The 25,516-nt window shown below is 64.9% G+C and carries 24 protein-coding genes and 1 tRNA gene; 21 read left to right on the forward strand and 4 right to left on the reverse strand.

Annotated elements, in window-relative coordinates; genetic code table 11:
- Positions 1–8: 8 nt before the first annotated feature.
- Positions 9–91: transfer RNA gene (locus AC6CHP_RS05565), tRNA-Leu, on the reverse strand.
- A 171-nt stretch (positions 92–262) separates the two neighbouring features.
- On the opposite strand from AC6CHP_RS05565, the gene AC6CHP_RS05570 reads away from it, so the two are divergent.
- Together AC6CHP_RS05570 and AC6CHP_RS05575 are read left to right on the forward strand one after the other, a co-directional pair.
- Positions 263–1,567: a M20/M25/M40 family metallo-hydrolase gene (locus AC6CHP_RS05570; RefSeq protein WP_188729708.1), complete on the forward strand. Its 1,305-nt coding sequence runs from the start codon at positions 263–265 to the stop codon at positions 1,565–1,567.
- Between the two features lie 10 nt (positions 1,568–1,577).
- The gene (locus tag AC6CHP_RS05575; protein WP_498228490.1) at positions 1,578–2,738 is read left to right on the forward strand and encodes an acyl-CoA dehydrogenase family protein; all 1,161 of its coding nucleotides are present in this window, start codon (positions 1,578–1,580) and stop codon (positions 2,736–2,738) included.
- On the opposite strand, the gene AC6CHP_RS05580 is transcribed toward AC6CHP_RS05575, so the two are convergent.
- A complete protein-coding gene (locus AC6CHP_RS05580) occupies positions 2,735–2,968 on the reverse strand; it encodes a DUF5703 family protein (RefSeq protein ID WP_009358575.1) in 234 nt (77 codons plus the stop codon). The two genes, AC6CHP_RS05575 and AC6CHP_RS05580, sit on opposite strands and share 4 nt — an antisense overlap.
- Positions 2,969–3,007: 39 nt before the next feature.
- Here AC6CHP_RS05580 and AC6CHP_RS05585 point away from each other — a divergent pair, with 39 nt between their 5' ends.
- Positions 3,008–3,274: a hypothetical protein gene (locus tag AC6CHP_RS05585; RefSeq protein WP_104187157.1), complete on the forward strand. Its 267-nt coding sequence runs from the start codon at positions 3,008–3,010 to the stop codon at positions 3,272–3,274.
- A 10-nt stretch (positions 3,275–3,284) separates the two neighbouring features.
- Here AC6CHP_RS05585 and AC6CHP_RS05590 read toward each other — a convergent pair whose 3' ends face one another.
- Positions 3,285–4,220, reverse strand: a complete 936-nt coding sequence (locus tag AC6CHP_RS05590) for an aldo/keto reductase (protein ID WP_190611666.1) — start codon at positions 4,218–4,220, stop codon at positions 3,285–3,287.
- Positions 4,221–4,272: 52 nt separating this feature from the next.
- On the opposite strand from AC6CHP_RS05590, the gene AC6CHP_RS05595 reads away from it, so the two are divergent.
- Positions 4,273–5,106, forward strand: a complete 834-nt coding sequence (locus AC6CHP_RS05595; protein WP_174174468.1) for an undecaprenyl-diphosphate phosphatase — start codon at positions 4,273–4,275, stop codon at positions 5,104–5,106.
- Between the two features lie 15 nt (positions 5,107–5,121).
- Entirely contained in the window at positions 5,122–6,399 is a 1,278-nt protein-coding gene (gene mshC, locus AC6CHP_RS05600; protein ID WP_498228493.1) for a cysteine--1-D-myo-inosityl 2-amino-2-deoxy-alpha-D-glucopyranoside ligase, read from the forward strand.
- Positions 6,400–6,448: 49 nt separating this feature from the next.
- Here mshC and AC6CHP_RS05605 read toward each other — a convergent pair whose 3' ends face one another.
- Positions 6,449–7,354 carry a PAC2 family protein gene (locus AC6CHP_RS05605; RefSeq protein ID WP_104187148.1) on the reverse strand — a complete coding sequence of 302 codons (906 nt, stop codon included), beginning with the start codon at positions 7,352–7,354 and terminating at the stop codon, positions 6,449–6,451.
- Positions 7,355–7,505: 151 nt separating this feature from the next.
- Here AC6CHP_RS05605 and AC6CHP_RS05610 point away from each other — a divergent pair, with 151 nt between their 5' ends.
- The 16 genes from AC6CHP_RS05610 to AC6CHP_RS05685 all read left to right on the forward strand — a co-directional run bounded on the left by AC6CHP_RS05610 (position 7,506) and on the right by AC6CHP_RS05685 (position 25,469).
- On the forward strand, positions 7,506–8,243 hold the full coding sequence (locus tag AC6CHP_RS05610; RefSeq protein ID WP_498228495.1) for an HAD family hydrolase: 738 nt from the start codon (positions 7,506–7,508) through the stop codon (positions 8,241–8,243).
- Complete coding sequence (locus AC6CHP_RS05615; RefSeq protein ID WP_188729698.1) at positions 8,240–9,406, forward strand: site-2 protease family protein; 1,167 nt, start codon at positions 8,240–8,242, stop codon at positions 9,404–9,406. The genes AC6CHP_RS05610 and AC6CHP_RS05615 overlap by 4 nt, the downstream gene beginning before the upstream one ends.
- Before the next feature lie 93 nt (positions 9,407–9,499).
- Positions 9,500–10,567 (forward strand): tRNA (adenine-N1)-methyltransferase, encoded by a 1,068-nt coding sequence (locus AC6CHP_RS05620; protein WP_498228498.1) that lies wholly within the window; start codon positions 9,500–9,502, stop codon positions 10,565–10,567.
- A gap of 82 nt (positions 10,568–10,649) precedes the next feature.
- Positions 10,650–12,401 (forward strand): proteasome ATPase, encoded by a 1,752-nt coding sequence (gene arc / locus AC6CHP_RS05625; protein ID WP_104187141.1) that lies wholly within the window; start codon positions 10,650–10,652, stop codon positions 12,399–12,401.
- Positions 12,398–14,068: a depupylase/deamidase Dop gene (dop, locus tag AC6CHP_RS05630; RefSeq protein WP_498228500.1), complete on the forward strand. Its 1,671-nt coding sequence runs from the start codon at positions 12,398–12,400 to the stop codon at positions 14,066–14,068. Before arc ends, dop begins: the two co-directional genes overlap by 4 nt.
- Before the next feature lie 85 nt (positions 14,069–14,153).
- On the forward strand, positions 14,154–14,357 hold the full coding sequence (locus AC6CHP_RS05635) for a ubiquitin-like protein Pup (RefSeq protein ID WP_104187137.1): 204 nt from the start codon (positions 14,154–14,156) through the stop codon (positions 14,355–14,357).
- Between the two features lie 81 nt (positions 14,358–14,438).
- On the forward strand, positions 14,439–15,260 hold the full coding sequence (gene prcB, locus AC6CHP_RS05640) for a proteasome subunit beta (protein WP_498228502.1): 822 nt from the start codon (positions 14,439–14,441) through the stop codon (positions 15,258–15,260).
- Position 15,261: 1 nt separating this feature from the next.
- Complete coding sequence (prcA, locus tag AC6CHP_RS05645) at positions 15,262–15,972, forward strand: proteasome subunit alpha (RefSeq protein WP_498228504.1); 711 nt, start codon at positions 15,262–15,264, stop codon at positions 15,970–15,972.
- A 13-nt stretch (positions 15,973–15,985) separates the two neighbouring features.
- Entirely contained in the window at positions 15,986–17,350 is a 1,365-nt protein-coding gene (gene pafA, locus AC6CHP_RS05650) for a Pup--protein ligase (protein WP_498228506.1), read from the forward strand.
- Positions 17,351–17,461: 111 nt separating this feature from the next.
- Positions 17,462–18,418 carry an FKBP-type peptidyl-prolyl cis-trans isomerase gene (locus tag AC6CHP_RS05655; protein WP_498228833.1) on the forward strand — a complete coding sequence of 319 codons (957 nt, stop codon included), beginning with the start codon at positions 17,462–17,464 and terminating at the stop codon, positions 18,416–18,418.
- A 108-nt stretch (positions 18,419–18,526) separates the two neighbouring features.
- Positions 18,527–18,922 (forward strand): FKBP-type peptidyl-prolyl cis-trans isomerase, encoded by a 396-nt coding sequence (locus tag AC6CHP_RS05660; RefSeq protein WP_066275847.1) that lies wholly within the window; start codon positions 18,527–18,529, stop codon positions 18,920–18,922.
- Positions 18,923–19,032: 110 nt separating this feature from the next.
- The gene (locus AC6CHP_RS05665; protein ID WP_498228508.1) at positions 19,033–21,012 is read left to right on the forward strand and encodes a helix-turn-helix transcriptional regulator; all 1,980 of its coding nucleotides are present in this window, start codon (positions 19,033–19,035) and stop codon (positions 21,010–21,012) included.
- A gap of 10 nt (positions 21,013–21,022) precedes the next feature.
- The gene (locus AC6CHP_RS05670) at positions 21,023–21,367 is read left to right on the forward strand and encodes a hypothetical protein (protein ID WP_188729686.1); all 345 of its coding nucleotides are present in this window, start codon (positions 21,023–21,025) and stop codon (positions 21,365–21,367) included.
- A gap of 32 nt (positions 21,368–21,399) precedes the next feature.
- Positions 21,400–21,672 (forward strand): Sec-independent protein translocase subunit TatA, encoded by a 273-nt coding sequence (gene tatA, locus AC6CHP_RS05675; protein ID WP_104187125.1) that lies wholly within the window; start codon positions 21,400–21,402, stop codon positions 21,670–21,672.
- 48 nt (positions 21,673–21,720) lie between these two features.
- On the forward strand, positions 21,721–22,515 hold the full coding sequence (gene tatC / locus AC6CHP_RS05680; protein WP_104187123.1) for a twin-arginine translocase subunit TatC: 795 nt from the start codon (positions 21,721–21,723) through the stop codon (positions 22,513–22,515).
- 20 nt (positions 22,516–22,535) lie between these two features.
- Positions 22,536–25,469, forward strand: a complete 2,934-nt coding sequence (locus AC6CHP_RS05685; RefSeq protein ID WP_498228512.1) for a DEAD/DEAH box helicase — start codon at positions 22,536–22,538, stop codon at positions 25,467–25,469.
- Positions 25,470–25,516 lie beyond the last annotated feature (47 nt).

Here is a 25,516-nt window from a genome sequence, read left to right on the forward strand (position 1 = left end):
TCCCTTTGTGCGCGGAGGGGGACTTGAACCCCCACCCCCTTTCGAGGACTAGCACCTCAAGCTAGCGCGTCTGCCATTCCGCCACCCGCGCAGGTGGTATTTCGGAAACCGTTTCCGCCTTTCAGCGTTTCGCGTTTCTCCGAAGCAGCGAGAAAAACTCTAACACGACTTTTCCTGAAACATCGAATCGGGCCAAGTGGGTAGGCTGAGGGCAGTGCATCAGCGCTGCACCAGCCAGTCATTTCCCAGTGAGGAGCCCTCCATGCCTGACGTCCTGCCCGAGGATGAAGTTGTCCGGATCTGCCAGGAACTCATCCGGATAGACACCTCCAACTTCGGTGATGGGTCGGGCCCGGGTGAGCGTGCCGCGGCAGAGTATGCCGCCGGGCTTATTGAGGAAGTCGGCATGGAGGCCGAAATCTTTGAGTCTGCTCCGGGGCGGGCAAACGTGGTCACCCGCATGGCCGGGGAGGACCCGTCCGCCAGCGCCCTGGTGGTGCACGGCCACCTGGACGTGGTGCCGGCGCTTCGGGACCAGTGGTCTGTGGACCCGTTCGGCGCGGAACTGAAGGACGGGCTGATCTGGGGACGCGGCGCCGTCGACATGAAAGACATGGACGCCATGATCCTTGCCGTGCTGCGGGGATTCGCCCGGACAGGCAGGAAGCCCAAGCGGGACATCATCTTCGCCTTCTTCGCGGACGAGGAGGCGGGCGGCGCCTACGGTGCCCGCTACGCCGTGGACAAGCGCCCGGAGCTGTTCGAGGGCGCCACCGAGGCGATCTCCGAGGTGGGCGGATTCTCTGCCACTATCGGCGGCCAGCGGACGTACCTGCTCCAGACAGCGGAGAAGGGCATCTCGTGGCTGCGGCTTGTTGCCCACGGCAGGGCGGGACACGGCTCGCAGATCAGCACGGATAACGCCGTGACGCGGCTGGCCGGTGCCGTGACGCGCATCGGCGAGTACAAGTGGCCCATTGAGCTGACCCCCACCACCCGCCAGTTCCTGGACGGCGTGACGGAACTCACGGGCGTGGAGTTCGATGCAGACAACCCGGACATTCTGCTCAGCCAGCTGGGGACCGTAGCCCGGTTCGTGGGGGCAACACTCCAGAACACCACCAACCCCACGCTGCTCAAGGGCGGCTATAAGCACAACGTCATCCCGGAGTCCGCGGAGGCGCTGATCGACTGCCGCACCCTGCCCGGCCAGCAGGAGCACGTCCTGGAAATCGTCCGCGACCTGGCCGGCACGGGCGTCGACGTCAGCTACGTCCACCAGGACGTCTCCCTGGAGGTGCCCTTCGCAGGCAACCTGGTGGATTCCATGATCGACGCCCTGCACTCCGAGGACCCCGGCGCCAAGGTCCTGCCGTACACCCTCTCCGGCGGAACCGACAACAAATCGCTGAGCAGGCTCGGTATCACCGGCTACGGCTTTGCGCCCCTGATGCTGCCGGATGAGCTGGACTTTACCGGTATGTTCCACGGCGTCGATGAGCGGGTTCCCGCGGATTCCCTGAAGTTCGGTGCACGTGTCCTCAACACCCTCCTCACCAACTACTGAGCGGGCCGCCATGACCCCCGAGGAAGTCCTGCCCGACGCCCTCCTGGAGCGGATCCGCGGCCGTGCCGCCGGTTACGACCGGGAGAACGCGTTTTTCCATGAGGACCTTGCGGAGCTTGCAGAGGCCGGTTACCTGAAGATGTTCGTGCCAACGGACGACGGCGGCCTGGGCTTTGGCCTCGAAGCGGCGGCCCAGTGCCAGCGCAGGCTGGCAACGGCTGCGCCAGCCACGGCACTGGCCGTCAACATGCACCTGGTGTGGACCGGCGTCGCACGTGTCCTCAAAGCCCGCGGTGACAGCTCCCTCGACTTCGTCCTCAAGGAAGCGGCGGAGGGCGAGATCTTCGCGTTCGGCAACTCCGAGGCCGGCAACGATTCGGTCCTGTTCGATTCGCGGACCACAGCCACGCAATTTCCCGGCGGCGGATACTCCTTCACAGGGACCAAAATCTTCACCAGCCTCTCGCCGGCGTGGACCCGGCTGGGAATTTTCGGCAAGGACCCGGACGCCCGGGATGGGGAAGGCGAGCTGGTCCACGGCTTCATCACGCGGGAAACGCCCGGATACCGCATCGTGGACGACTGGGACACCCTGGGCATGCGGGCGAGCCAGTCCAACACCACCATCCTGGATAGGGCCACTGTTCCGCCGGAGCGGATCTTCCGCAGGATCCCCGTCGGTTCCAGCAGGGACCCGCTGATCTTCGCTATCTTCGCCTGTTTCGAGACGCTGCTCGCAGCCGTCTACACGGGTCTGGGGGAGCGCGCCCTCGCCGCGGGCGTGGAGACCGTGAAGCGGCGCACGTCATTCAAGAACAACGGACGCAGCTACGCGCAGGATCCGGACATCCGCTGGAAGGTTGCAGAGGCGGCCATGGCCATGGACAGCCTGTATCCGCAGTTGGCCTCTGTGGCCGCTGACGTGGACGGCCTGGTGGACCACGGACCGCAGTGGTTCCCAAAGCTGGTGGGGCTGAAGGTGAACGCCACGGAGACTGCGCGGCGTGTTGTGGACCTGGCCATCCGCGTCAGCGGGGGATCGAGCTATTTCCGCGGCTCAGAACTGGAGCGTCTCTACCGGGATGTACTGGCAGGCATGTTCCATCCGTCCGATGACGAGTCCGCCCACAACACCGTTGCCAACGCCTGGCTGGGACCGCTGGAAGGCTAGACCGTCCGCTGGACCTGCAGCACCCGCCGGCGCAGCCAAAAGCGGCGGCCCCCGCCCACGTAGAGCTTGCTGCGCTCCAGCTCCCACTTGCCGTACTCGGAATGTTCCACCAGGCGGCGCCGTGCCTCATGCAGTGAATCATCAGGACTGACCGTCAGTACGAGGTACTCGTACTGCCTCAAATAGTCCCGTTCCCGCTGGACCGAGCTGGTGAGAAATTGTTCCTTCATTGCTCTCCATTTTCGTCCTTTTCCGGCTAACGTGAAGTCATGAGCATCGATCCGCGTGTCGCGCTTCAGTCCTTGACCACCGCTATGGAAGAACACCTTATAGCAGCATCCAACCGCCGCGGAGATGGTGACCCCTCCGTGGAGGCGGCGTTCTTTGCGGTCGCAGACGCCTTCGAAGTTTATGAAGATGCGCTCTATGAGGCCTACAACGAGGTAACGCCGCTCCAGGTCTTTGATGACGAGGACGACGAGGACGAGGAAAGCGACGTGGATGACGACGAGGACCTGGAGATCGTCCAGGAATAAGTCCGCGGATTTACAGCGGCGCTGAAACATCCTCAAGGGCCCGGGCAATTTCGGGTGGCAAGGGTGTGAGCTGCGCGTCCAACAGCTCTTTCAGCTGCGCGGGCGTGCGGGGACCCACAATGGCGGTGGCCACGCCGTGCTGGGACAGGAGCCAGCTGAGGGAGACGTCCTGCGGAGTCCGCCCCAGGCCCTTGGCCGCCATGCATACGGCCTCCACGGTTCGGGACGGCTTCTCCTCCAAGTAGGGCTCCACGTACCCGGCTTCGGCCGCTGATGCGGCCCGCGATCCGGAGGGGATGCTGCCGCGGTACTTGCCGGTCAGCACACCGCGGCCCAGCGGCGCCCAGGCCATAAGGCCCAGGCCTGCGTCTTCCGCCGCGGGGATGAGTTCAGCTTCGGGCCGGCGCTGCAGGAACGAGTACTCGGACTGGACCGCCACCAGTGGGAACCCGGCAACCGCAGCCGCCTTGGCCGTCTGCCACCCGTTGAAGTTGGAAACGCCCGCATACCGTGCCCTGCCGGTACGGACCGCGAATTCCAACGCGGACAGGGTTTCGTCCAGCGGAACGTTGGCGTCCCAGGCCTGGGCAAACCAGATATCCACGTAGTCGGTGCCCAACCGGGCCAAACTCGCGTCAAGTCCGGTGAGCATGGCATTCCGCGAGGTGTCCACGCCGCGCCGGCCATCCGGCGTCGTCATCCCCGCTTTGGTGGAGATGGAAATCTCCGTCCGCGCCACGACGTCGCCCAGCAGTGAGCCGATCATTGCCTCCGACCTGCCGCCGGCGTAGGACGCGGCAGTATCAACGTGCCGGCCGCCCGCGTTAAGGAAGGTGCGCAGGAGTTCCGAGGCGTCCTGTTCGTCGGTTTCGCCGGCCCAGCCCATGGTGCCGAGGGAAAGGGCGGACACACGCAATCCACTGTTGCCGACGTAACGCTGCTGCATAGCAGCAAGCTTACGGGCAGAACCGGCACTGCCTATGACGTAGGGTCTTAGCGTGAACTGGTTTGAGGCGGCCCTGCTGGGCCTAGTGCAGGGACTGACCGAATTTCTACCGATTTCATCAAGTGCGCATCTTCGGATTGTGGGGCAATTCCTGCCCAATGCGGCTGACCCGGGGGCAGCGTTCACAGCCATCACCCAGTTGGGCACCGAGACCGCGGTCCTGGTCTATTTCTGGCGGGACATTGTCCGGATCGTCAAGGGTTGGACGGGTTCGCTTACCGGGAAGGTATCGCGGCAGGACCCGGACGCCCGGATGGGCTGGCTGGTCATCCTGGGCAGCCTGCCGATCATCGTTCTTGGCCTTCTGTTCCAGGACCAGATCGAGTCCGTGCTCCGCAGCATGTGGATCGTTGCCACCATGTTGATCGTCTTCGGGCTTTTCCTTGCCGTTGCGGACGCTATCGGCAGGCAGGAACGGGACCTCAGCAGGCTGACCTACAAGCACGGCATCCTCTATGGCTTCGCACAGGCCCTGGCCCTGATTCCCGGCGTTTCCAGGTCCGGAGGCACCATCACGGCCGGCCTCCTGATGGGTTACACCCGCGAGGCCGCCGCCCGCTATTCCTTTCTTCTTGCCATCCCTGCGGTGTTCGGCAGCGGGTTCTACCAGCTCTACAAGACGGTCACCAATGAGGGCATCGCCGGCCCGTACGGACTGCCGGAAACCGCCCTGGCCACGATGATCGCCTTCGTTGTGGGATACGTCATCATTGGCTGGTTCCTGAAGTTCGTGTCCACCCGCAGCTACAGGTTGTTCGTCTGGTACCGGATCTTCCTTGGACTCGCCCTGTACCTCCTGCTCGGTTTCAATGTCATCAGCGCCTAGCACTAGGCTTGGTGTGTGAAATCCTGGATATCCCGCCCCGTTCCTGACGTGCCCGGAAGCATGCCCGCCATCCGGCTGTTCGACACAGCGGTGCGCCACGAGGTGGTACTGGAGAACGAGAGCCGGCCGTCCATGTATGTCTGCGGCATCACGCCTTACGACGCCACCCACATGGGGCACGCATCCAGTTACGTTGCTTTTGACCTCCTGAACCGCGCCTGGCGGGACTCCGGCCGGGACGTTGCGTATGTGCAGAACGTCACGGATGTCGACGATCCGCTCCTGGAACGTGCCGAGGCGACGGGGGTTGACTGGCGGGACCTTGCTGCCGGCCAGATCGAGCTCTTCCAAACGGACATGGAAGCACTCAATGTCCTGCCGCCGGACCACTATGTGGGCGCCGTGGAATCCATTGGGCTGATCGTCCCGGAAGTGGAACGGCTTGTGAGCCTGGGGCTGGCCTACACAGTGCAGGGCAGCAATGGCGAGCCTGACGGGGACGTCTATTACGACGTCGAGGCGGCGGGCAAGCAATCCGTCGCACCTGATGCGTGGACGCTGGGATGCATCTCCGGGCTGGCAGAGAGCGAGATGCTCGAGCTCTTCGCGGAACGCGGCGGCGATCCCGGACGGGCCGGCAAGCGGCAGGCATTGGACCCGCTGCTGTGGCGCGTGGCCCGTGAAGGCGAACCGAGCTGGCCCGGCGGCAGCCTGGGAGCAGGGAGGCCCGGCTGGCATATTGAATGCACAGTCATCGCGCAGAAGTACCTGCCTTCACCCTTCACCGTCCAGGGCGGCGGTTCGGACCTCATCTTCCCGCACCACGAGATGGGCGCCGGGCATGCCTACTCGCTTGCGGGTGTTCCGTTGGCCAAGCACTACGCCCACGCCGGCATGGTGGGCCTCGATGGCGAGAAGATGAGCAAGTCAAAGGGAAACCTGGTGCTCGTGTCGAAACTCCGGGCGGCGGGGGAGGACCCCGCGGCGATCCGCCTTGGCATCCTGGCCCACCACTACCGCTCCGACTGGGCCTGGACCATCGAAGGGTTCGAGGAGGCTAAGGCCACACTTGCAGCGTGGCGCCGGGCCCTGGGCCATGCCCCCAAAGACTCTGCCGCCCCCCTGGTGGCCGAGATGCGCGCAGCGCTTGCCGCCGACCTCAACGCTCCTAACGCCATTGCGGCGGTTTCCCGCTGGGCGGAGCTGGCAAACGCCGACGGCGGACCTGCAAGCCCTGCCGACCAGGCCCTGGTCAAGGATGCGGTGGACGCCTTGCTGGGCGTGGTACTCTAAACCGCCGTCCAGAGTATGAGGCAGCGCCCGGTTTGCAGGGCGCTGCCGGTCACGGCCGGTCCTGGCCCCGACGCTTGAGGTAACGCTCGAATTCGCGGGCAATCGATTCGCCAGTGGCTTCCGGGAGATCGGCCGTGTCCTTTGCTTCCTCGAGCTGCCGGACGTAGGCCGCAATTTCGGGATCCTCAGTGGCCAGTTCGTCCACGCCCCGCTCCCACGCGTCCGCTTCCTCAGCCAGCTCGTGCGTGTCCAGGGGAACCTGGAGCAGTTCCTCAATCCGGTGCAGGAGTGCCAGCTGGGCTTTCGGCGACGGCGCCTGGGCAACATAGTGCGGGACGGCTGCCCACAGCGAAACCGTGGGGATACCTGCCAGCAGTGCCACCTCCGACAGCACGCCGACGATGCCTACCGGGCCTTCATACTGCGAGGCTTCCAGGTTCATCCGTTCGCGCAGCGGGGCGTCGTCCGACGAGGTGCTGACCGGAATCGGCCTGCTGTGCGGAACATCCGCCAACAGGGCCCCGACCAGGACAACATAGTCAACGTTCAGCGCCTCGGCATGGACCAGGAGTTCCGCGGTGTAGGCGCGCCATTTATAGGACGGCTCCGTGCCTTGGACAAAGATGACGTCCACGTTGGAGTCCGGAGCGCTTGCTTTATAGATCCGTGTGGAAGGCCATTTGATCTTGCGTTCGCCGGCTGCGTTCCGGCGCACGGTGGGCCGCGTGAACTGGAAGTCGTAATACTCGTCGGCGTCGATGGAGGCCACTTTCTTGCCGCCCCACAATTTGTTCAGGTAGCGCAGGGAGTCGCTGGCCGCTTCCCCGGCGTCATTCCAGCCTTCAAAGGCGGCAAGCATCACTGTCACGCGCTGTCCGTCAGCTACCGGCTGCAGGAACCGCTCCTGTTCGGGCCCGGCACCCGGTTCTGTGGTGTCTCCCTCGAAGCTATTCATTTCTTCACCCTACGTCCAAGGACCGCGGCTTTGCATTGAATGAAGCGCCGAAACATCATGCATAAGCAGCGGCGTCGGTGCCGGAGGGCGCGATATTCGCCGAGGGCGTAGCCATCAGCCGGCGCCCAGGCAGTCCCCGTAGACTGAGGGCATGCGATTGCCAGCCGACAGTTCCCCGCTCAAAGCCGTCCTGTGGGACATGGACGGGACAATCGTTGATACGGAGCCCTACTGGATCGCCGCCGAACACGCGCTGGTGGAAGCCCACGGCGGGACCTGGTCCCATGACCAGGCCATGCAGCTGGTGGGGCAGTCGCTGACTTTTTCCGCCGGGCTCCTCCAGGATGCCGGCGTGGAGCTGGAAGTCCGGGACATCATCGATACCCTCACCGGCTCGGTGGTCAGCAGCGTCCAGCGCCAGGTGCCGTGGCGGCCGGGTGCACGCGAACTCCTTGAGGAACTCCACCTCGCCGGTGTCCGGTGCGCACTGGTCACCATGTCCGAGGGCCCGCTGGCCAGGCAGGTGGTGGCCAGCCTTCCACGGCAGTACTTCGAGGTCCTGGTCACAGGGGACACCGTAGCCCAGGGCAAACCACACCCCGAGGCGTACCTGACCGCCGTCGAATGGCTGCAGGACGCAGACCCGGACCTGGGCCTGCACCACTGCGTCGCTTTGGAGGACTCGGTGCCCGGTGTCTCCGCGGCCGTGGCATCCGGCGTGGCAACCGTGGCAATTCCCCATATTGTTCCGCTGCCCGAGGATGAGCGCTACACCCTATGGGATTCCCTGGCAGGCCGCACCGTGACCGACCTCGAATCGCTCCTCCTCGGCGGCCCGGGGCTTCGCGGGTCCGCTGTACCGGCCAGGCCGCTTGGGGACCGCCGGTGACCGAGACCACTGTCCCGGCCAGGCGCGAAGGCATTCCGCTGGGCCGGATTGCCGGCGTCCCCGTGGTGCTGGCCTATTCCTGGTTCATCATTGCCGCCTTCACGGTCATCGTGTACGGACCCGTCCTGGCCCGGCAGAACCCGGCCCTCGGCATCAGTGCCTACATCGTGGCGTTCGCCTACGCCGTCCTGCTCCTCGTCTCGGTCCTGGTCCACGAACTCGCGCACGCCCTGACGGCAAAAATCTACGGCTGGCCCACGCAGAAGATCGTGCTCAACCTGTGGGGCGGGCACACCCAGTTTGAGAGCTTCACCGCGTCGCCGGGACGGTCCGTCCTCGTGGCCCTCGCCGGGCCGGCTGCGAACTTCATCCTGGCCGGAGGAGCCTGGCTGCTGCTCAGCACGGCAAGCATGGGCAGCGTTGCCGAGATCCTCACCAACATCTTTATGTGGGCGAACTTCCTGATTGCCGTCTTCAACGTGCTCCCGGGCCTTCCGCTGGACGGCGGACGGCTGGTGGAATCTGCAGTGTGGAAGGCCACGGGCAGCCAGGCCAAGGGCACGGTGGCGGCCGGGTGGGGAGGGCGCATCATCGTCGTCGCCATCGGTTACTGGTTCGTTGCCAGGCCGCTCCTTGCCGGGGATGCCCCTGATTTCAGCCTGCTGATGATCACCGTGCTGGTAGGTGGTTTCCTCTGGATGGGAGCCTCAGCATCCATTCAGCAGGGAACCCTCCGGGGTCGGCTACACCTGGTCAGCGCGGCAGGGCTTTCGACCCCCGCCGCCGGCCTGCCTTCAACGGCCACAGTGGAGGATGCCCTCCAGTACGGTGGCGGGGGAGCCACGACGCTGGTGGTCTGCGGACCGGGCGGCCGGCCGGAGGCAGTTGTGGATTCGGCCGCATTGTCCTCGGTTCCTGTCCACGCCGCGGCGTCGACCCCCATCACCGCCGTCTCCTATGCCCTGGCTCCCGGCGCATACGTCCCCGAATGGTCAAAAGGGCAGGAGCTGCTCCAGTTCCTGTCCCAGCTGGAAGGACGGCACTACGCCGTCGTAGACCATAACGGCAAGGTGACCGGGCTGCTTTCCCAGGACGCTGTCCTGGCCGCCATCACCGGAAAGCCGCGTCGGCCCGATACGCGCCGGCAGGACCAAAACCGGTAGAGTTACCTGCCGGCCGGTGCATTGCCGCCGCGCACGCCGGAATGTTTCCACACCACATGCAGGCGCCACAGTTTTACAGGAGCGAGGAAAGTCATGAGCAGCGAAACCGCCGTCAACGAAGCCACAGGAGCAGCGGTCCCGGCCGGGGCTGCAACCGGCGGCTCGCAGCCGGTGGGCGCCGCCCGACGCCGGGGTCCCTTCCGCGAAGGCGAGCGTGTCCAACTGACGGACGAACGCGGCCGCATGAACACCATCACCCTCGAAAGCGGCGGGGCATTCCACACCCACCGCGGCTTCCTTAACCACGACGACATCATCGGCAAGGTGGACGGCTCGGTCGTCGTGAACAACGTGGGGCAGCAGTACCAGACCCTGCGCCCCCTGCTGTCCGATTTTGTGCTTTCCATGCCGCGCGGCGCCGCCGTCGTCTACCCCAAGGATGCCGGGCAGATCGTTACCATGGCGGACATCTTCCCCGGCGCCCGTGTTGTGGAAGCTGGTGTTGGCTCCGGGGCCCTTTCTATCTCGCTGCTCCGGGCCGTTGGGGACAACGGCTACCTGCACTCCTTCGAACGGCGTGAAGAGTTCGCTGACATCGCCCGCGGCAACGTCGAGACGATATTCGGCGGCCCGCACCCCGCCTGGCACGTATCGCTGGGCGACTTCCAGGAAGAGGTTGTCCGGAGCGAGGCGCCAGGTTCCGTGGACCGCGTGGTGCTGGACATGCTGGCGCCCTGGGAATGCCTGGATGCCGTGGCCACGGTGCTCGCCCCGGGCGGCGTCTGGATCAATTACGTTGCCACCGTCACCCAGCTTTCACGCACTGCCGAAGCCATCCGGGCGGACGGCCGTTTCAAGGAGCCCGACGCCTGGGAGTCAATGGTGCGCGGCTGGCACCTCGAGGGGCTCGCCGTCAGGCCGGACCACAGGATGGTGGCCCACACCGGCTTCCTGCTGGTCACGCGGCGGCTGGCCGACGGCGTCACCGGCATCTCCGTCAAGCGGCGCCCCTCCAAGACCGACTTCAACGAAGAGGACGTCAACGCGTGGACGCCCGGTGCCGTGGGGGAGCGGCAGGTCTCCGACAAGAAGCTCCGGCGCGCAGCCCGGGACGCCATCGCCGGCACCAACGTCAAGGACGATCCCGAGGTCACGAACTAGTCCACATTTCGGGAGTCTCCATCCCTACCTGCCGTCTTGGGGCTAATGTCTTAATAGAAGCGCAGGAAGGGGCTGATACATCATGGAGACACCAAACCAGGACTCCGGACGTACACCGGCAGAGCAGTCTGCCGCCAACGACCTCTCGGTTGCAGACCGCCAGGTCAACATCCTCCGGGACAAGCTCAGGCACATAGACCGCCAGCTGGCTGCGGCAACGCAGAACAACACCAAGCTGGTCAGCATGCTTGAAACCGCGAAGGCTGAAATCCTCCGGCTGAAGAACGCCCTGGACCAGGAAGGGCAACCGCCCTACAGCTTCGGAACCATACTCCAGCTGAATCCAAAGCGGCAGCCGTCACCTGGCAGCAGCGGGCAGGCGGCCACCGAGGAATCGGTGGATATCTTCAATGCCGGCCGGAAGATGCGCGTTGGGATCAGCCCCCTGGTGAACATGAACCAGCTGGCCGTGGGCCAGGAGGTCCTCCTGAACGAGGCGCTCCTCGTCGTCGCCGGGCTTGGCTATGAGCGCGCGGGAGAACTGGCCACGCTCAAGGAGATGCTGGGAGCGGACCGTGCCCTCGTGGTGGGGCGCGCCGATGAAGAACGGGTCGTCCGGCTTTCCGGTGCGCTCCTGGCCGAAAAGCTCCGGGTGGGTGATGCCCTTTCCATTGACTCAAGGACCGGATACGCCCTCGAAAAAGTGCCGCGCTCAGAGGTGGAGAACCTGGTCCTGGAGGAAGTCCCGGACATCACGTATGAAGACATTGGCGGCCTGGGGCCCCAGATCGAGCAGATCCGCGACGCCGTCGAACTGCCCTTCCTCCACCCCGACCTGTACCGCGAGCACGGCCTCAAGGCGCCCAAGGGCATCCTGCTCTACGGCCCTCCCGGTTGCGGCAAGACGCTTATCGCCAAGGCCGTCGCCAACTCACTGGCTGCCCGGGCCGCGGAGCGTTCGGGCAAGGTGGACCTCAAGAGCTACTTCCTGAATATCAAGGGTCCGGAACTCCTCGACAAGTACGTCGGTGAAACCGAGCGGCACATCCGGTTGATCTTTTCCAGGGCACGCGAAAAGGCTTCGGACGGCAGCCCCGTTGTGGTGTTTTTCGACGAGATGGATTCCCTCTTCCGCACCCGCGGCACCGGAATCTCGTCAGACGTCGAAACGACCATCGTGCCACAGCTGCTCAGTGAGATCGACGGTGTGGAGCGGCTGGACAACGTGATCGTCATCGGCGCGTCAAACCGTGAGGACATGATCGATCCGGCCATCCTCCGGCCGGGCAGGCTGGACGTCAAGGTCAAGATTCACCGTCCCGACGCAGAGGCCGCCGCCGATATCTTCAACAAGTACATCACCCCCGACCTGCCGTTCCACGAATCGGACCTGGCAGAGCATGACGGCGATGTGCAGGCCACGGTGGACGCCATGGTCCAGCGGACGGTGGAAGCCATGTACTCCACCGACAAGTCCAACGAGTTCCTGGAGGTCACCTACGCCAACGGGGACACCGAGATGCTCTATTTCAAGGACTTCAACTCCGGCGCAGTAGTCCAGAACGTGGTGGACCGGGCCAAGAAGTACGCCATCAAGGATCTCCTGACCACCCACCAGAAGGGACTGCGGATCGAGCACCTGCTGCGCGCCGTCGTGGACGAGTTCCGCGAGCACGAAGACATGCCCAACACCACCAACCCTGACGACTGGGCACGGATCTCCGGCAAGAAGGGCGAACGGATCACGTACATCCGCACCATTGTCCAGGGCAAGGCGGGCCAGGAACCGGGCAAATCCATCGAGACCATGCCGACAACAGGCCAGTATCTATGACCGCTGCACCGGAGCCCGCCGCCGGGGGAACCTTACCGGCCGGCGGGGCCATGCGGGTCATGGGCGCGGAAACCGAATATGGCATCCACGCCCCGTCCGCCCCCTCTGCCAATGCCACCATGATGAGCGCCCGGGTGGTCCAGGCCTATGCGCAGGTTACCCGCCAGCGCGCCGCCGGCGGCGCGGAGACCCGCTGGGACTACACGGACGAGGAGCCGCTGCACGACGCCCGCGGCTGGACGGTGGACCGCAGCTCCGCCCACCCAAGCCAGCTGACGGACCAGCCGCCGGTACTGGATGCGGAAGCGGTGGCCTTGGCCTACGGCCGCGAGGAACTTGAGCTGGACGGCCAGGACGAGTCCGGGTCACTCCTGATGAACATGGTCCTGGGCAACGGTGCACGGCTGTATGTGGACCACGCGCATCCCGAGTACTCCAGCCCGGAGGTGACCAACCCCCGGGATGCCGTGAAATGGGACGCGGCCGGTGACCTTGTGGCACTGGCCGCCGTCCGCCGCCTGGCGGCAGATCCGGACCTTCCGCCGGTCAACCTCTACAAGAACAATACGGACAACAAATCCGTATCCTACGGCTCCCATGAGAACTACCTCATGCCGCGCTCCGTGCCCTTCGGCGATATTGTGCGCGGGCTGACGCCTTTCTTCGTCAGCCGGCAAATCATGTGCGGGTCGGGCCGGGTGGGCATCGGCCAGGACAGCTCAACGCCGGGATACCAGATCAGCCAGCGTGCGGATTTCTTCGAGGCCGAAGTCGGACTGGAAACCACCATCCGCCGGCCCATCATCAACACCCGGGATGAGCCGCATGCCACCGCGGACAAGTACCGGCGCCTCCACGTCATCATCGGGGACGCCAACCTGAGCCAGGTCTCCAACTACCTGAAGTTCGGAACCACGGCGATGGTGCTCAGCCTCATCGAGGCAGGCCTGGCACCGAAGGTCGAAGTCTTCGAGCCGGTCGCTGCCCTCCAGGCGGTAAGCCATGACACCACGCTTACCGCCAGGCTGCGGCTGCTCGACGGCAGGCGGGTCACCGCCCTTGACCTCCAATGGATGTACCACGAAGCCGCTGCCAAGCTGGCCCAGGATACCGGCGTTGGAGACAAGGTGGACGGCGACGGGCACACGCACGATGTCCTGGAACGCTGGGCCACCGTCCTGACCCAACTCGACAACGACCGGGCCGCTGCCGCTTCCTCGGTGGAATGGCTGGCCAAGCTGTCCCTCCTCGACGGATACCGTGAACGTGACGGGCTGGAATGGAACGATGCCCGGCTGGGGCTCGTCGACCTCCAATGGGCAGACATCAGGCCCGAAAAAGGACTCTATTACCGGTTCCTTGCCAGGAACCGGATGCAGCGAATCCTTGAGGACGCGGCCATCGCGGCAGCAGTTTCCGAACCGCCGGCGGACACCCGGGCATTCTTCCGAGGCAGGTGCATCAGCAGCTTCGGCAAGGATGTGGTGGGCGCCAGCTGGGACTCCGTCATCTTCGACGTTCCAGGTTACGGGCGGCTCCAGCGCGTACCCACCAGGGAGCCCCTCCGGGGAACCAAAGCCCTGACCGGAGCGTTATTCGAAAGCTACCGGGAGGCGGGACCGTTCCTGGCAGAGCTTTTGGGACATAACGCTCCGCCTGCGGCATAAACCGCCACCGGAAGCCCACACCGTGGCAGGATGGGCATATCGGAGGATCGGCCGGATCCGATGACGGATATAAGGAGGGGTAACAATGGCAGGCCAGGAGCAGCAGCAGCCTCAATCGCGCGACAGCCAGGTCGAAGAGGACATTCCCGAGGCACCGCCCGCGCCGCCGGAGGCACAGGCATCAGCATCGACTGAAGGCGTCGACGACCTCCTCGACGAGATCGACGGCGTCCTCGAATCCAATGCTGAAGAGTTCGTCCGGGCGTTCGTCCAAAAGGGCGGTCAGTAACCCGGATTCGGAGGCTGGCGGAAGCCGCGGAAGGCCCGAATCTGTACCGACGTTGAAGGACCACGTTCAAGGAGTGCATGAGTGCAGGAATCAACCGCCAACCAGGTAGCCGCCAACGCCACCTCGTCATTTACCGAACACCTGCAACGGGACCGGCCGGAGCTTCTTCCGTATAACCGGTCCCTCCAGGCAGGCGTGCCGGCGGCTGCCCCCTTGCAGGTTCCGCATGCCACCACCATCGTTGCCTTGAGTTACGACGGCGGTGTGCTGATGGCGGGGGACAGGCGCGCCACCATGGGCAACGTCATAGCCAGCAGGCACATCGAAAAAGTCTTCCCCGCCGACCACTACTCCGTCCTGGGGATCGCCGGGACAGCGGGAATCGCCATCGACCTGACCAGGTTGTTCCAGGTGGAGCTTGAGCACTACGAGAAAATCGAGGGCACCCTCCTCAGCCTTGAAGGCAAGGCCAACAGGCTGGGCGCCATGATCCGGGGCAACCTTCCCCTTGCGATGCAGGGACTCGCTGTCGTGCCCCTCTTCGCCGGGTTCGACACCAGCGCCGGTGTTGGCAGGCTCTTCTCCTATGACGTCACCGGCGGCCGGTACGAGGAACGTGAACACCACACGGTGGGATCCGGTTCGGTTTTTGCCCGCGGTGCCCTGAAGAAGCTCTGGCGGCCCAACCTCACGGCCGCCGAAGCCGTCGCCGTCGCGGTTGAATCCCTCTACGACGCGGCCGACGACGACTCCGCCACCGGCGGTCCAGACACGGTGCGGCAGCTGTGGCCTGTCATCTACACCGTCGACAGTTCGGGCGCCCGGAGGGTGCCTGAGAGCGAACTGGCTGCAGCCTCGCGGAACGTGATCGAGGCGCGGACCATCGCCGGACGGGAGGCCTGAGATGACACAACAGTTCTATGTTTCACCCGAACAGCTGATGAAGGACCGCGCGGATTTTGCCCGCAAAGGCATTGCCCGCGGCAGGTCCGTCGTGGTCATCAGCTGCGAGGACGGAATCGCCCTCGTCGCCGAGAACCCTTCACCGTCCCTGCATAAGATCGGCGAGATCTACGACAAAATCGCCTTCGCCGCCGTCGGAAAATACAACGAGTTCGAAAGCCTCCGCCAGGCCGGCGTCCGCTACGCCGATGTGCGCGGGTACTCCTACGACCGGGAGGACGTCACCGCCAGGGGACTGGCAAGCGTCTACGCGCAGAGCCTTGGAGCGGTGTTCACCGCGGAACAAAAGCCCTTCGAGGTGGAGCTGGCGGTAGCCGAGGTCGGCGCCACCCAGGCAGAAGACCACCTCTACCGGCTGACCTTTGACGGCTCCATCGCGGACGAACACTCCTTTGTTGTGATGGGCGGCCAGGCGGACAAGGTCTCCTCCGTCATTGGTCAGGGCTGGCGCAGCTCACTGAACTTCGCAGACGCAGTGCGCCTTGCCATCACCGGCCTGGTTCCCCCGGGAGAAGCGGAAGAACAGGCAAAATCACTTCCGGCAGGCGCGCTGGAAGTGGCAGTTCTGGACCGGCAATCAGAAACCACGCGCGGGTCCAGGCGCGCCTTCCGCCGGCTCAACGACGCGGACATCACTGCACTGCTGGTCTAGGAGGACTGGACGCATGGACAAGAGGATCTTCGGCATCGAAACCGAATTCGGGATCTCATACTCGAGCCCGGACTCCAGGCCCCTCGCCCCCGAGGAAGTGGCCCGCTACCTCTTCCGCAAGGTGGTCAGCTGGGGGCGTTCATCCAACGTGTTCCTGACCAACGGCTCCAGGCTCTACCTTGATGTGGGATCCCACCCGGAATACGCCACCGCCGAATGCGACGACCTGGCGCAGCTCATCGCCCACGACAGGGCGGGCGAGCTGATCCTGGACGACCTCGTGGACGAGGCGCAGGCCCGGCTCGCAGCCGAAGGCTTCAACGGAACGGTGTACCTCTTCAAAAACAACACCGACTCCGCCGGAAACTCCTACGGCAGCCACGAGAACTACCTCATTCCGCGGCGCGGCGAGTTCTCCCGGCTCGCCGAGATCCTGATCCCGTTCCTGGTTACCCGCCAGCTGATCGCCGGCGCCGGAAAGATCCTGAAGACACCCCACGGCGCAACATACGCGTTCTCCCAGCGGGCCGACCACATCTGGGAGGGCGTTTCCTCCGCCACCACCAGGTCGCGTCCCATCATCAACACACGCGACGAGCCGCATGCTGACGCAGAGTTCTACCGCCGCCTCCACGTCATTGTGGGGGACTCGAACATGTCCGAAGCCACGGCCCTGATGAAGATCGGCACAGTGGACCTCGTCCTGCGCATGATCGAGGCAGGAGTGATCATGCGCGACATGAGGATGGAAAACCCCATCCGCAGCATCCGCGAGATCTCCCATGACCTCAGCGGCCGTGCATTGGTCCGCCTTGCCAACGGACGCCAGCTCACCGCACTCGAAATCCAGCAGGAATACCTGAGCAAGGTCACGGCCTTCGTGAAGGAGCACGGCCCGCACAACCCGCACGTGCCGCTCATCCTCGACCTTTGGGAGCGGACACTCAAGGCCATCGAAAGCGGTGACTTCCGCGGGATCGACACCGAAATCGACTGGGCCATCAAGAAGAAGCTCATGGACAAGTACCGTGAACGGCACGGCCTGGGGCTGGACGCACCCCGGATAGCCCAGCTGGACCTCACCTACCATGACATCTCCCGCAGCCGCGGCCTCTACTACCTGCTGCAGTCACGCGGTGCGGTGCGCCGGATCGTGGACGATACAGTCATCAAGGACGCTGTGGACGTCCCCCCGCAGACCACGCGGGCCAAGCTCCGCGGAGACTTTGTTCGCCGCGCACAGGAACTGGGACGGGACTACACCGTGGACTGGGTCCACCTGAAGCTGAACGACCGGGCACACCAGACAATTTTGTGCAAGGACCCCTTCCGCAGCGTCGATGAGCGCGTGGATGCCCTCCTTGACTCTATGGGCTGACACCCAGCTTCAGGGGCTATTCTGGATAGGGCCCTTTAGAGGGACCCCGCGATGCCGGCCGTTGCCATGCGGAACATCGCATCCACCCTGCCCCGACGAAAGTTTTTCTACGTGCGCCGACTACTAGCAATTCTTCTTCCCGGTCTGCTGCTGCTGACCGCCTGCGGCGGTTCAACCGCAGAGCCGGAACCCACCAGCGTATCCGCCGGCGAGACTGCCAAGTTCGACTCCCTCAAACTGACCGACAACGGGGACAAGAAAGCCCCCGGAGTGGAATTCACCAAGCCATTGGAAGTGGCAGAACCCACCATCAAGGTCATCACCGAGGGCAGCGGCGAGCCCGTGAAGGCAAACCAGGTCGCCAACATCTCCATTCTGGCCCTCAACGGCACTGACGGCAGTACCCTTGAGGACACCTTTCCCGGCGAGCCCGAACCCCTCGAGCTCAACGACGAACTGAAGACCAGCAGCGAGGTCATCTACAACGCGTTCGTTGGCGCCAAGGTGGGCTCCAGCCTGGCCCTCGCTGTCCCCGGACAGCAGAGTGCCCCGAGCCCCTCGGACGGAGCCAGCCCCAGCCCCTCCGCCGCCGCCCAGCCCACGCAGTTGCTGATCATCAAGGTCCTGTCCGCCGAGGACGTGGCGCCCGTACTGGAAAAGCCTGAGGGCGAGACCGTGACCCCGCCGGCGGGACTGCCCACCGTGTCCGAGAAGGACGGCGTCCCCGAGATCAACGTTGAGGGTGTGGCTGCCCCGACGGCCCTGGTTTCCCAGGACCTCATCAAGGGCAACGGCGCCACCGTGAAGGAATCCGACACCCTCACCGTGAACTACGTGGGCGTCACCCTTGAGGGCGGCACCAAATTCGACTCGAGCTTTGACCGCGGCGAACCCGCAAGCTTCCCGCTCACCGGTGTCATCAAGGGCTGGACCCAGGGCCTTGCCGGCAAGACAGTAGGCTCCCGCGTCCTCCTGGTCATCCCCAAGGTTCTTGCCTACGGCGACGCCGGACAGGGCGAGGCCAAGGGAGATCTGGTGTTCGTAGTGGACATCCTCGGGGCTAAGTAGCAACACTTACAGGCGAAGCACCACCGGTTACCGCCCTGCCGCGGCCGGTCCGCGGCTGCATCAACCAGCCGCACAGATAAAAGCAGCACAGACATTAAAGGAGCAACCATGTCATTTGGACAGCGTGAATTCGACCGCCAGAAGCCCGAGATCGACTTCCCGGAAGGTGATGTCCCCACGGAACTGGTCATCACCGACCTCATTGAGGGCGACGGACGCGAAGCCAAGGCCGGCGACACCGTTTCCACCCACTACGTTGGCGTGGCCTGGTCCACCGGCGAAGAGTTCGACGCCTCCTGGGGCCGGGGCGCCCCGCTGGACTTCCGCGTTGGCGTCGGCCAGGTCATCCAGGGCTGGGACCAGGGCCTGCTGGGCATGAAGGTGGGCGGCCGCCGCCGCCTGGAGATCCCCTCGGAGCTGGCCTACGGCTCCCGCGGCGCCGGCGGAGCCATCGCTCCGAACGAAGCCCTGATCTTCGTGGTGGACCTGGTCGGAGTCCGCTAAGAAGGATGACCGGCTAGCTGAACAGCCAAAGCGCGGCAGCACCAGGACGCAAAATCCTGGTGCTGCCGCGCTTTCTGCGTTCCGCCGCGGACTTTAGTAACGTAGCCAGAGTGCCCGTATCCCGAACTGAACGCCTCCTCAACCTGCTGATCGCACTCCTGAACACCCGGTATGGGCTGCGCCGCAGTGAGCTGCGCGAAAAGGTCTACCACGATTCTTCCGGCAATGACGTGGCTTTCGGCCGGATGTTCGAGCGGGACAAAAACGACCTGCGCCAGTTCGGGTTCGAGGTGGAAACCCTGACGGACATGGGGTGGAGCGAGGATGATCCTGCCACCACCCGTTACCGCATCGGCACGGAATCCAACCGCCTTCCGGATGTCCAGCTGGGGCCGGACGAATGGACTGTCCTCCTCCTGGCCTCACAGCTGTGGGAGCGCGCCGCCCTTGGTACTGCGGCGCAGAGCGCCCTCCGGAAACTCCAGGCGTCAGGGCGCCTTGCCGACGTCGCCCTTCCCGCCGGCGTCCAGCCCCGCATCAAGCCGGCAGGACAGGCCTTCGACGACCTGGTCTCTGCTCTGCACTCCCGGCACCCGGTCACCTTCACCTACCTTGCAGGCAGCACAGGCAACGAGGAGCTGCGGACAGTGGAGCCGTGGGGCTTGGGCAGCCGGTTTGGCCAGTGGTACCTGGTAGGCCACGACCGTGCCCGGGAAGCACCGCGCCACTTCCGTCTTTCCCGCATCACCAGTGCTGTCACAACCCTGGACAAGGAGCTGTACACGCCACCGGCGCACTTCAACATCCGGCGGGAGCTGGACCGCCTCCCTGAACTGCCGCTGCGCACCGCCGTCGTCGACGTCCGCGAAGGAAAGCTGCTGGCCCTGCGGCGGCGCAGTTCCGCGGAGGGTGGCACGGCCGGCAGGCGTGAGGCCGGCTACGAGCGGCTGTCCGTGCAGTACCGCGACCCCGAGGCACTGGCTGAGGAACTGGCCTCCTACGGACCGGACGCGCACGCCATAGCTCCGCCTGAGCTTGTGGCTGCCGTCCTCCGCAGGCTGCGCGCGGCTGCGGAGTTCAGCGCCCAGCCCGAGCCTCCGTACAGCTTCGGCACAGCCCGGGCCGCTGCTGTCCGCAAACGCACGTCCGAGGACCAGCTCAAGCGGATGCTGCAGCTGGTGCCCTTCCTGGTGCACAACCAGGGCCTGCACATCCAGGACGTGGCAGACCGGTTCGGCATTACCAGGAAGGAGCTGGAGGATGATCTGCAGATCCTGATCTGCTCCGGCCTGCCGGAGGGATACCCTGACGATCTCCTGGACATCCACTGGGACGACGACCACGTCTACATCACCCAGGACCTGGACCTGACAAAACCGGTCCGCTTCACCGTGGAGGAAGCCTGCGCCCTCCTGGCCGGGCTGGAGATCCTGAACGGGCTGCCGGAAGTGGCCGAGGGCGGCGCGCTGGAATCGGTGACCCTGAAGCTGCTGGCGGCCGCTGGTGAAGAAGGACTCCGGGCGGCATCCCTTGCCGGTCCGGAAGTGGCACCCGCCGACGCTGCCACCCACGCCACGGTCAGGCAGGCCATCGAATCCCGCTCCCAGCTCCGCCTCCGCTACCTTTCGCCCCAGCGGGACACCATCACCGAGCGGGACGTGGACCCCTTCCGCCTGTATTCGCTGGACAACACCTGGTACTTCGAGGCCTACTGCCACCTGGTGCGCGGCCTCCGGAACTTCCGCCTGGACCGTGTCCAGGACGTCCACCCGAATGGTGCTTCCATCTCTGCCGGCATCACGCCCGCCGAAGGAGTCCCTGCCAGGCTCTTCACCGCCAGCGACGACGACACCACCGTCACCGTCCAGCTCACCCGGCAGGGGAGGGGGCTTGCAGACGACTACTACGCGGAACGCACTGCAGAGCTGCCCGACGGCGGGCTGGTGGCCGAGATCCGGTTCGGCACGACGGACTGGCTGCCGATGTTCGTGGCCCAGCATGGCGGTTCTGCCAGGATCCTGGCGCCAGGTGAACTGGCGGAGGCGTCCCGCAGGTGGTTAACGGCATCCTTGGCCGGGTACGGCGGCTAGACTTCTCAGCATGCCTTGGTGGTCCTGGATCCTGATATGGGTGGCGCTTGTTGCGCTCTCACTGCTCTTCTATGTCCTGTTGGGCATTCGCCTGTTCCGCCAGTTCATGGCGACCGTCAAGGATTTGGGGGCAGCCGGCGAGAAGCTGGGGCACCTGGGCCCCATGGCTATGCCGGACGCTGCAGATCCGGCAACGCCCCCGCCGGGTGCGGCGGTTTTTGCCTCGCCCACGCTCATGCGACATGATTACGAGGCATCCAAGTCGTCCCGACGGGAAATGCGCCGCCAGCGACGAGTGCAGCGCAAGAAAGACCGGGGCCAGCCGCAGGCGCTCGGCGATCTCGACTTTACTTAGAAGTAAAATGAACTTAGACGAAAGGATTTCCCGTGGGAAGACTCTTTGATGGCCCCTGGCCCATCGTAATTATCATTGTTGTTGCTTTGCTTCTCTTTGCCGCCCCGAAACTTCCGGCCATGGCGCGCAGCCTTGGACAGTCCATGCGGATCATCAAATCCGAGGTCAAGGAAATGAAGAACGACGGCAAGCCCGAGTCCACCGACCCTTCAGGCCCGGTGGAAGGAACCATCGTCAACCACCCCAAGGCGCAGCCCGGCGAGCCGACCGACGGCACTGACGTTCCGCCGTCGAACCGCGCCTGACCCCCAGTGGCACTGTCGCGGGCCCGTAAAGCCAACCCCGAGGGGCGGATGGCTCTTTGGGACCACCTCAAGGAGCTGAAGAACCGGCTGATCAAGTCGGCAATCGGCGTCGTCATTGGCGGCATCGGAGGATGGATACTTTACGATCCGCTGCTGAAAGCCCTGGCCGATCCGGTCAACCGCATCTCCCAGCAGACGGGCGGGCTTTCGGCAATCAACTTTGGGACCATCGCGTCCCCCTTCGACTTCAAACTCCAGATGTCGCTGCTGATTGGCGTGGTGATCTCCAGCCCGATCTGGATTTACCAGTTGTGGGCCTTCATCACGCCGGGCCTCACTTCCAAGGAGCGCCGGTACACGCTGGGGTACATGGCGGCTGCGGTCCCGCTGTTCCTGGCCGGCATCTGGGCAGGCTGGCTTGTGGTCCCGCAGGTGGTCAGGGCACTCACCCAGTTCACTCCGGACGGTTCGTCCAGCGTCATCGATGCGCGTACCTACATCGAGTTCGTCACCCGGATGGTCCTGGTGCTGGGCATCGCCTTCCTGGTGCCGGTGGTCCTGGTGGGCATCAACATGGCCGGTGTCATCTCGGGGCAGACCATCCTCAAGGCCTGGCGCATCACCGTGTTCCTGGTGTTCGTCCTTGCCGCGATTGCGGCCCCCGGCGCCGACGCCATTTCGATGTTCATGCTGGCAGGGCCGCTCCTGGTGCTGTTCTTTGCAGCAATCGGCATTTGCCTGATGAACGACAAGCGCCGGGCACGCCGGGAGGCGAAGCGGGCGGCTGAAACAGACGCAACAGCAGACATCGCCACCCCGGGCAGTGAGCTGAAGAACCTCTAGGCGCCCGTTAGGCTTGGGGTATGTCCTCCAACACCGGGCCTTCTTCCTCTGGACCGTTCACTCCCGGGCCCACTGACTTCGAAGAGCTTTCCCCCGCAGAGCGGTACCAGGCCAGCGCCGAACGCAGGGCCGAAGCAGCGACGTACCTTGGAGCGTTCGTCCGCACTCTCGACTTCGAGCTGGACGATTTCCAGCGGCAGTCCTGTCACTCCCTGCAGGAGGGCAGGGGGGTGCTGGTGGCGGCCCCCACTGGAGCCGGGAAAACGATCGTCGGGGAATTCGCCATCTACCTCGCCCTGGAGCGCGGCCTCAAGGCGTTCTACACCACCCCGATTAAGGCCCTCAGCAACCAGAAATTCACCGAGCTGGCCGAGAAGTACGGCGCCGGGAACGTAGGCCTGCTCACCGGCGACACAAGCATCAACGGCGACGCGCCCGTCGTCGTGATGACCACGGAAGTCCTCCGGAACATGCTGTACGCGGACTCGGCAACCCTTGACGACCTCGGCTATGTGGTGATGGATGAGGTCCATTACCTCGCCGATCGCTTCCGCGGCGCCGTCTGGGAGGAAGTCATCATCCACCTTCCCAGCGAGGTGCAGGTTGTCTCACTCAGCGCTACCGTCTCCAACGCCGAGGAGTTCGGCGCCTGGCTGGACACCGTGCGCGGCGACACCGACATCATCGTCTCCGAGCACCGGCCGGTACCCCTGTGGCAGCACGTTATGGTGGGCCGCCAGGTCATGGATCTTTTTGCCGGGGAAACCACCTTCGATGAAATCGCCCCGCCTGTGGACGGCGACGGGACGCAGCCGGTCCCGTCTGCTGACGGCACCAAGGGGCGCGGCTTCGACGTCAATCCCGACCTCCTGAAGGTGGCGCGCAGCGAAATCCAGCAGAATTTCCGCAGCCGCCAGGGAGGACCGGGCGGACGCGGCCAGCGCGGACGGCGCGGCAATGACCGGCCCGGCCGGGGCGGAGACGAGCGGGGTGTGCGCCCGGCCAGCCGGCCGCAGGTCATCGCAAGCCTTGACCGCATGGACCTGCTGCCCGCTATCACCTTCATCTTTTCCAGGGCGGGCTGTGACGCTGCGGTGGCGCAGTGCGTGGGGTCCGGGCTGTGGCTCACCACGGAGAGGGAACAGAGCATCATTGCCCAGCGCGTTGATGAGGCCGGGCAGGACATTCCGCCGGATGACCTGGACGTCCTGGGCTTCTGGACTTGGCGTGACGGCCTGATCCGCGGCTTCGCAGCACACCACGCCGGCATGCTTCCCACGTTCAAGGAAGTGGTGGAGAAGCTATTCGCTGACGGTTTGGTCAAGGCGGTGTTCGCCACGGAGACGCTGGCCCTGGGCGTCAACATGCCTGCCCGTTCCGTGGTGCTCGAGAAGCTGGACAAGTTCAACGGCGAAGCCCACGTGGATATCACGGCAGGGGAGTACACCCAGCTGACCGGCCGTGCCGGCCGCCGCGGCATCGACGTGGAGGGCCACGCCGTGGTGCTGTGGCAGCCTGGAACGGATCCGACGGCGGTCGCCGGCCTTGCGTCGCGTCGCACCTACCCGTTGAACTCGAGTTTCCGGCCCACCTACAACATGAGCATCAACCTCCTGGCACAGTTTGGCCGGGCAAGGGCCCGCGAGATCCTTGAGTCCTCGTTTGCCCAGTTCCAGGCTGACCGTTCCGTTGTGGGATTGGCGAGGCAGGTGCGCAGCCGGGAGGAATCGCTGGCCGGGTACGCAAAGTCCATGACCTGCCATCTGGGTGACTTCACCGAGTACGCACGGCTGCGCAGGGAACTGTCCGACGCCGAAAACGCAGGCTCCCGCACCAAGTCCCGCGTCCGGAAGTCGCTCAGTGACGATTCGCTGGCCCGGTTGCTGCCGGGTGACGTGGTGGACGTTCCCGGCGGGAGGGCGCCTGGTCCGGCTATTGTGCTCAGTTCGGACCACACCAGCCGGGAGCCACGGCCGGCCGTCCTGACGCTGGACAACCAGCTGCGCAGGATTGGGACCGACGACCTGGAGGGACCCATCGCTCCGGTGACGCGCATCCGCATTCCCAAGTCCTTCAACGCCAAAGTGCCCAAGTCCCGCCGGGACCTGGCGTCTTCGGCCCGGAATGCACTGCGCGAAAACCGGCCGCCCACACCGGGCAATAACCGCAACAACGACTTTGGCCTCGCCACTGCCCTGCCCGACCAGGAAAAGCGCATTGCGGACCTCCGCCGCGCGCTCCGCGCCCACCCGTGCCATGGCTGCAGCGAGCGCGAAGACCATGCCCGCTGGTCCGAGCGCTGGTGGAAGCTCCGCCGCGAAACCGACGGGCTGGTCCGGCAGATCCAGGGCAGGACCAACACAATTGCCAAGACCTTTGACCGCGTCTGTGATGTCCTTTCCACCTACGGGTACCTTGAACAGGCAGCGGACGGGCGGCTCTCCATCAGCCCTGACGGCCAGCGTCTCCGGCGGATCTACGGTGAAAAGGACCTGCTGATTTCCCAGTCGCTGCGGCTTGGCGCGTTCGATGACCTGGACGCAGTGGAGGTTGCGGCCCTCGCCAGCGTGCTGGTGTACCAGGCGAAACGCGAAGACCGGGGGCTGAGGCCACGGATGCCCAGCATTTCGCTGGAGACATCGGTGGATATCGTCGTCCGTGAATGGTCCGCGCTTGAGGATGTGGAAGAGGACAAGAAGCTTCCGCTGACCGGCGAGCCTGAACTGGGGCTTGTCTGGCCTGTCTATAAGTGGGCCAAGGGCCGGCATTTGCAGGACGTCCTCAGCGGCACAGACCTGGCCGCGGGTGACTTTGTCCGCTGGGTCAAGCAGGTTGTGGACCTGCTGGACCAGCTCGCCAAGATCCCCGGGCTGGAGCCCCGCCTGGCCAGGCTCTGTGCCGAGGCCATTTCCCTGATCCGCCGCGGTGTCGTGGCTTATTCCTCCGTCCTCTGACCAACAACGCCGGCTGCCCGCCGGCGCGCCCCAACGCCAGGAGCACT

The organism is Pseudarthrobacter sp. GQ63 (genome assembly GCF_059758765.1).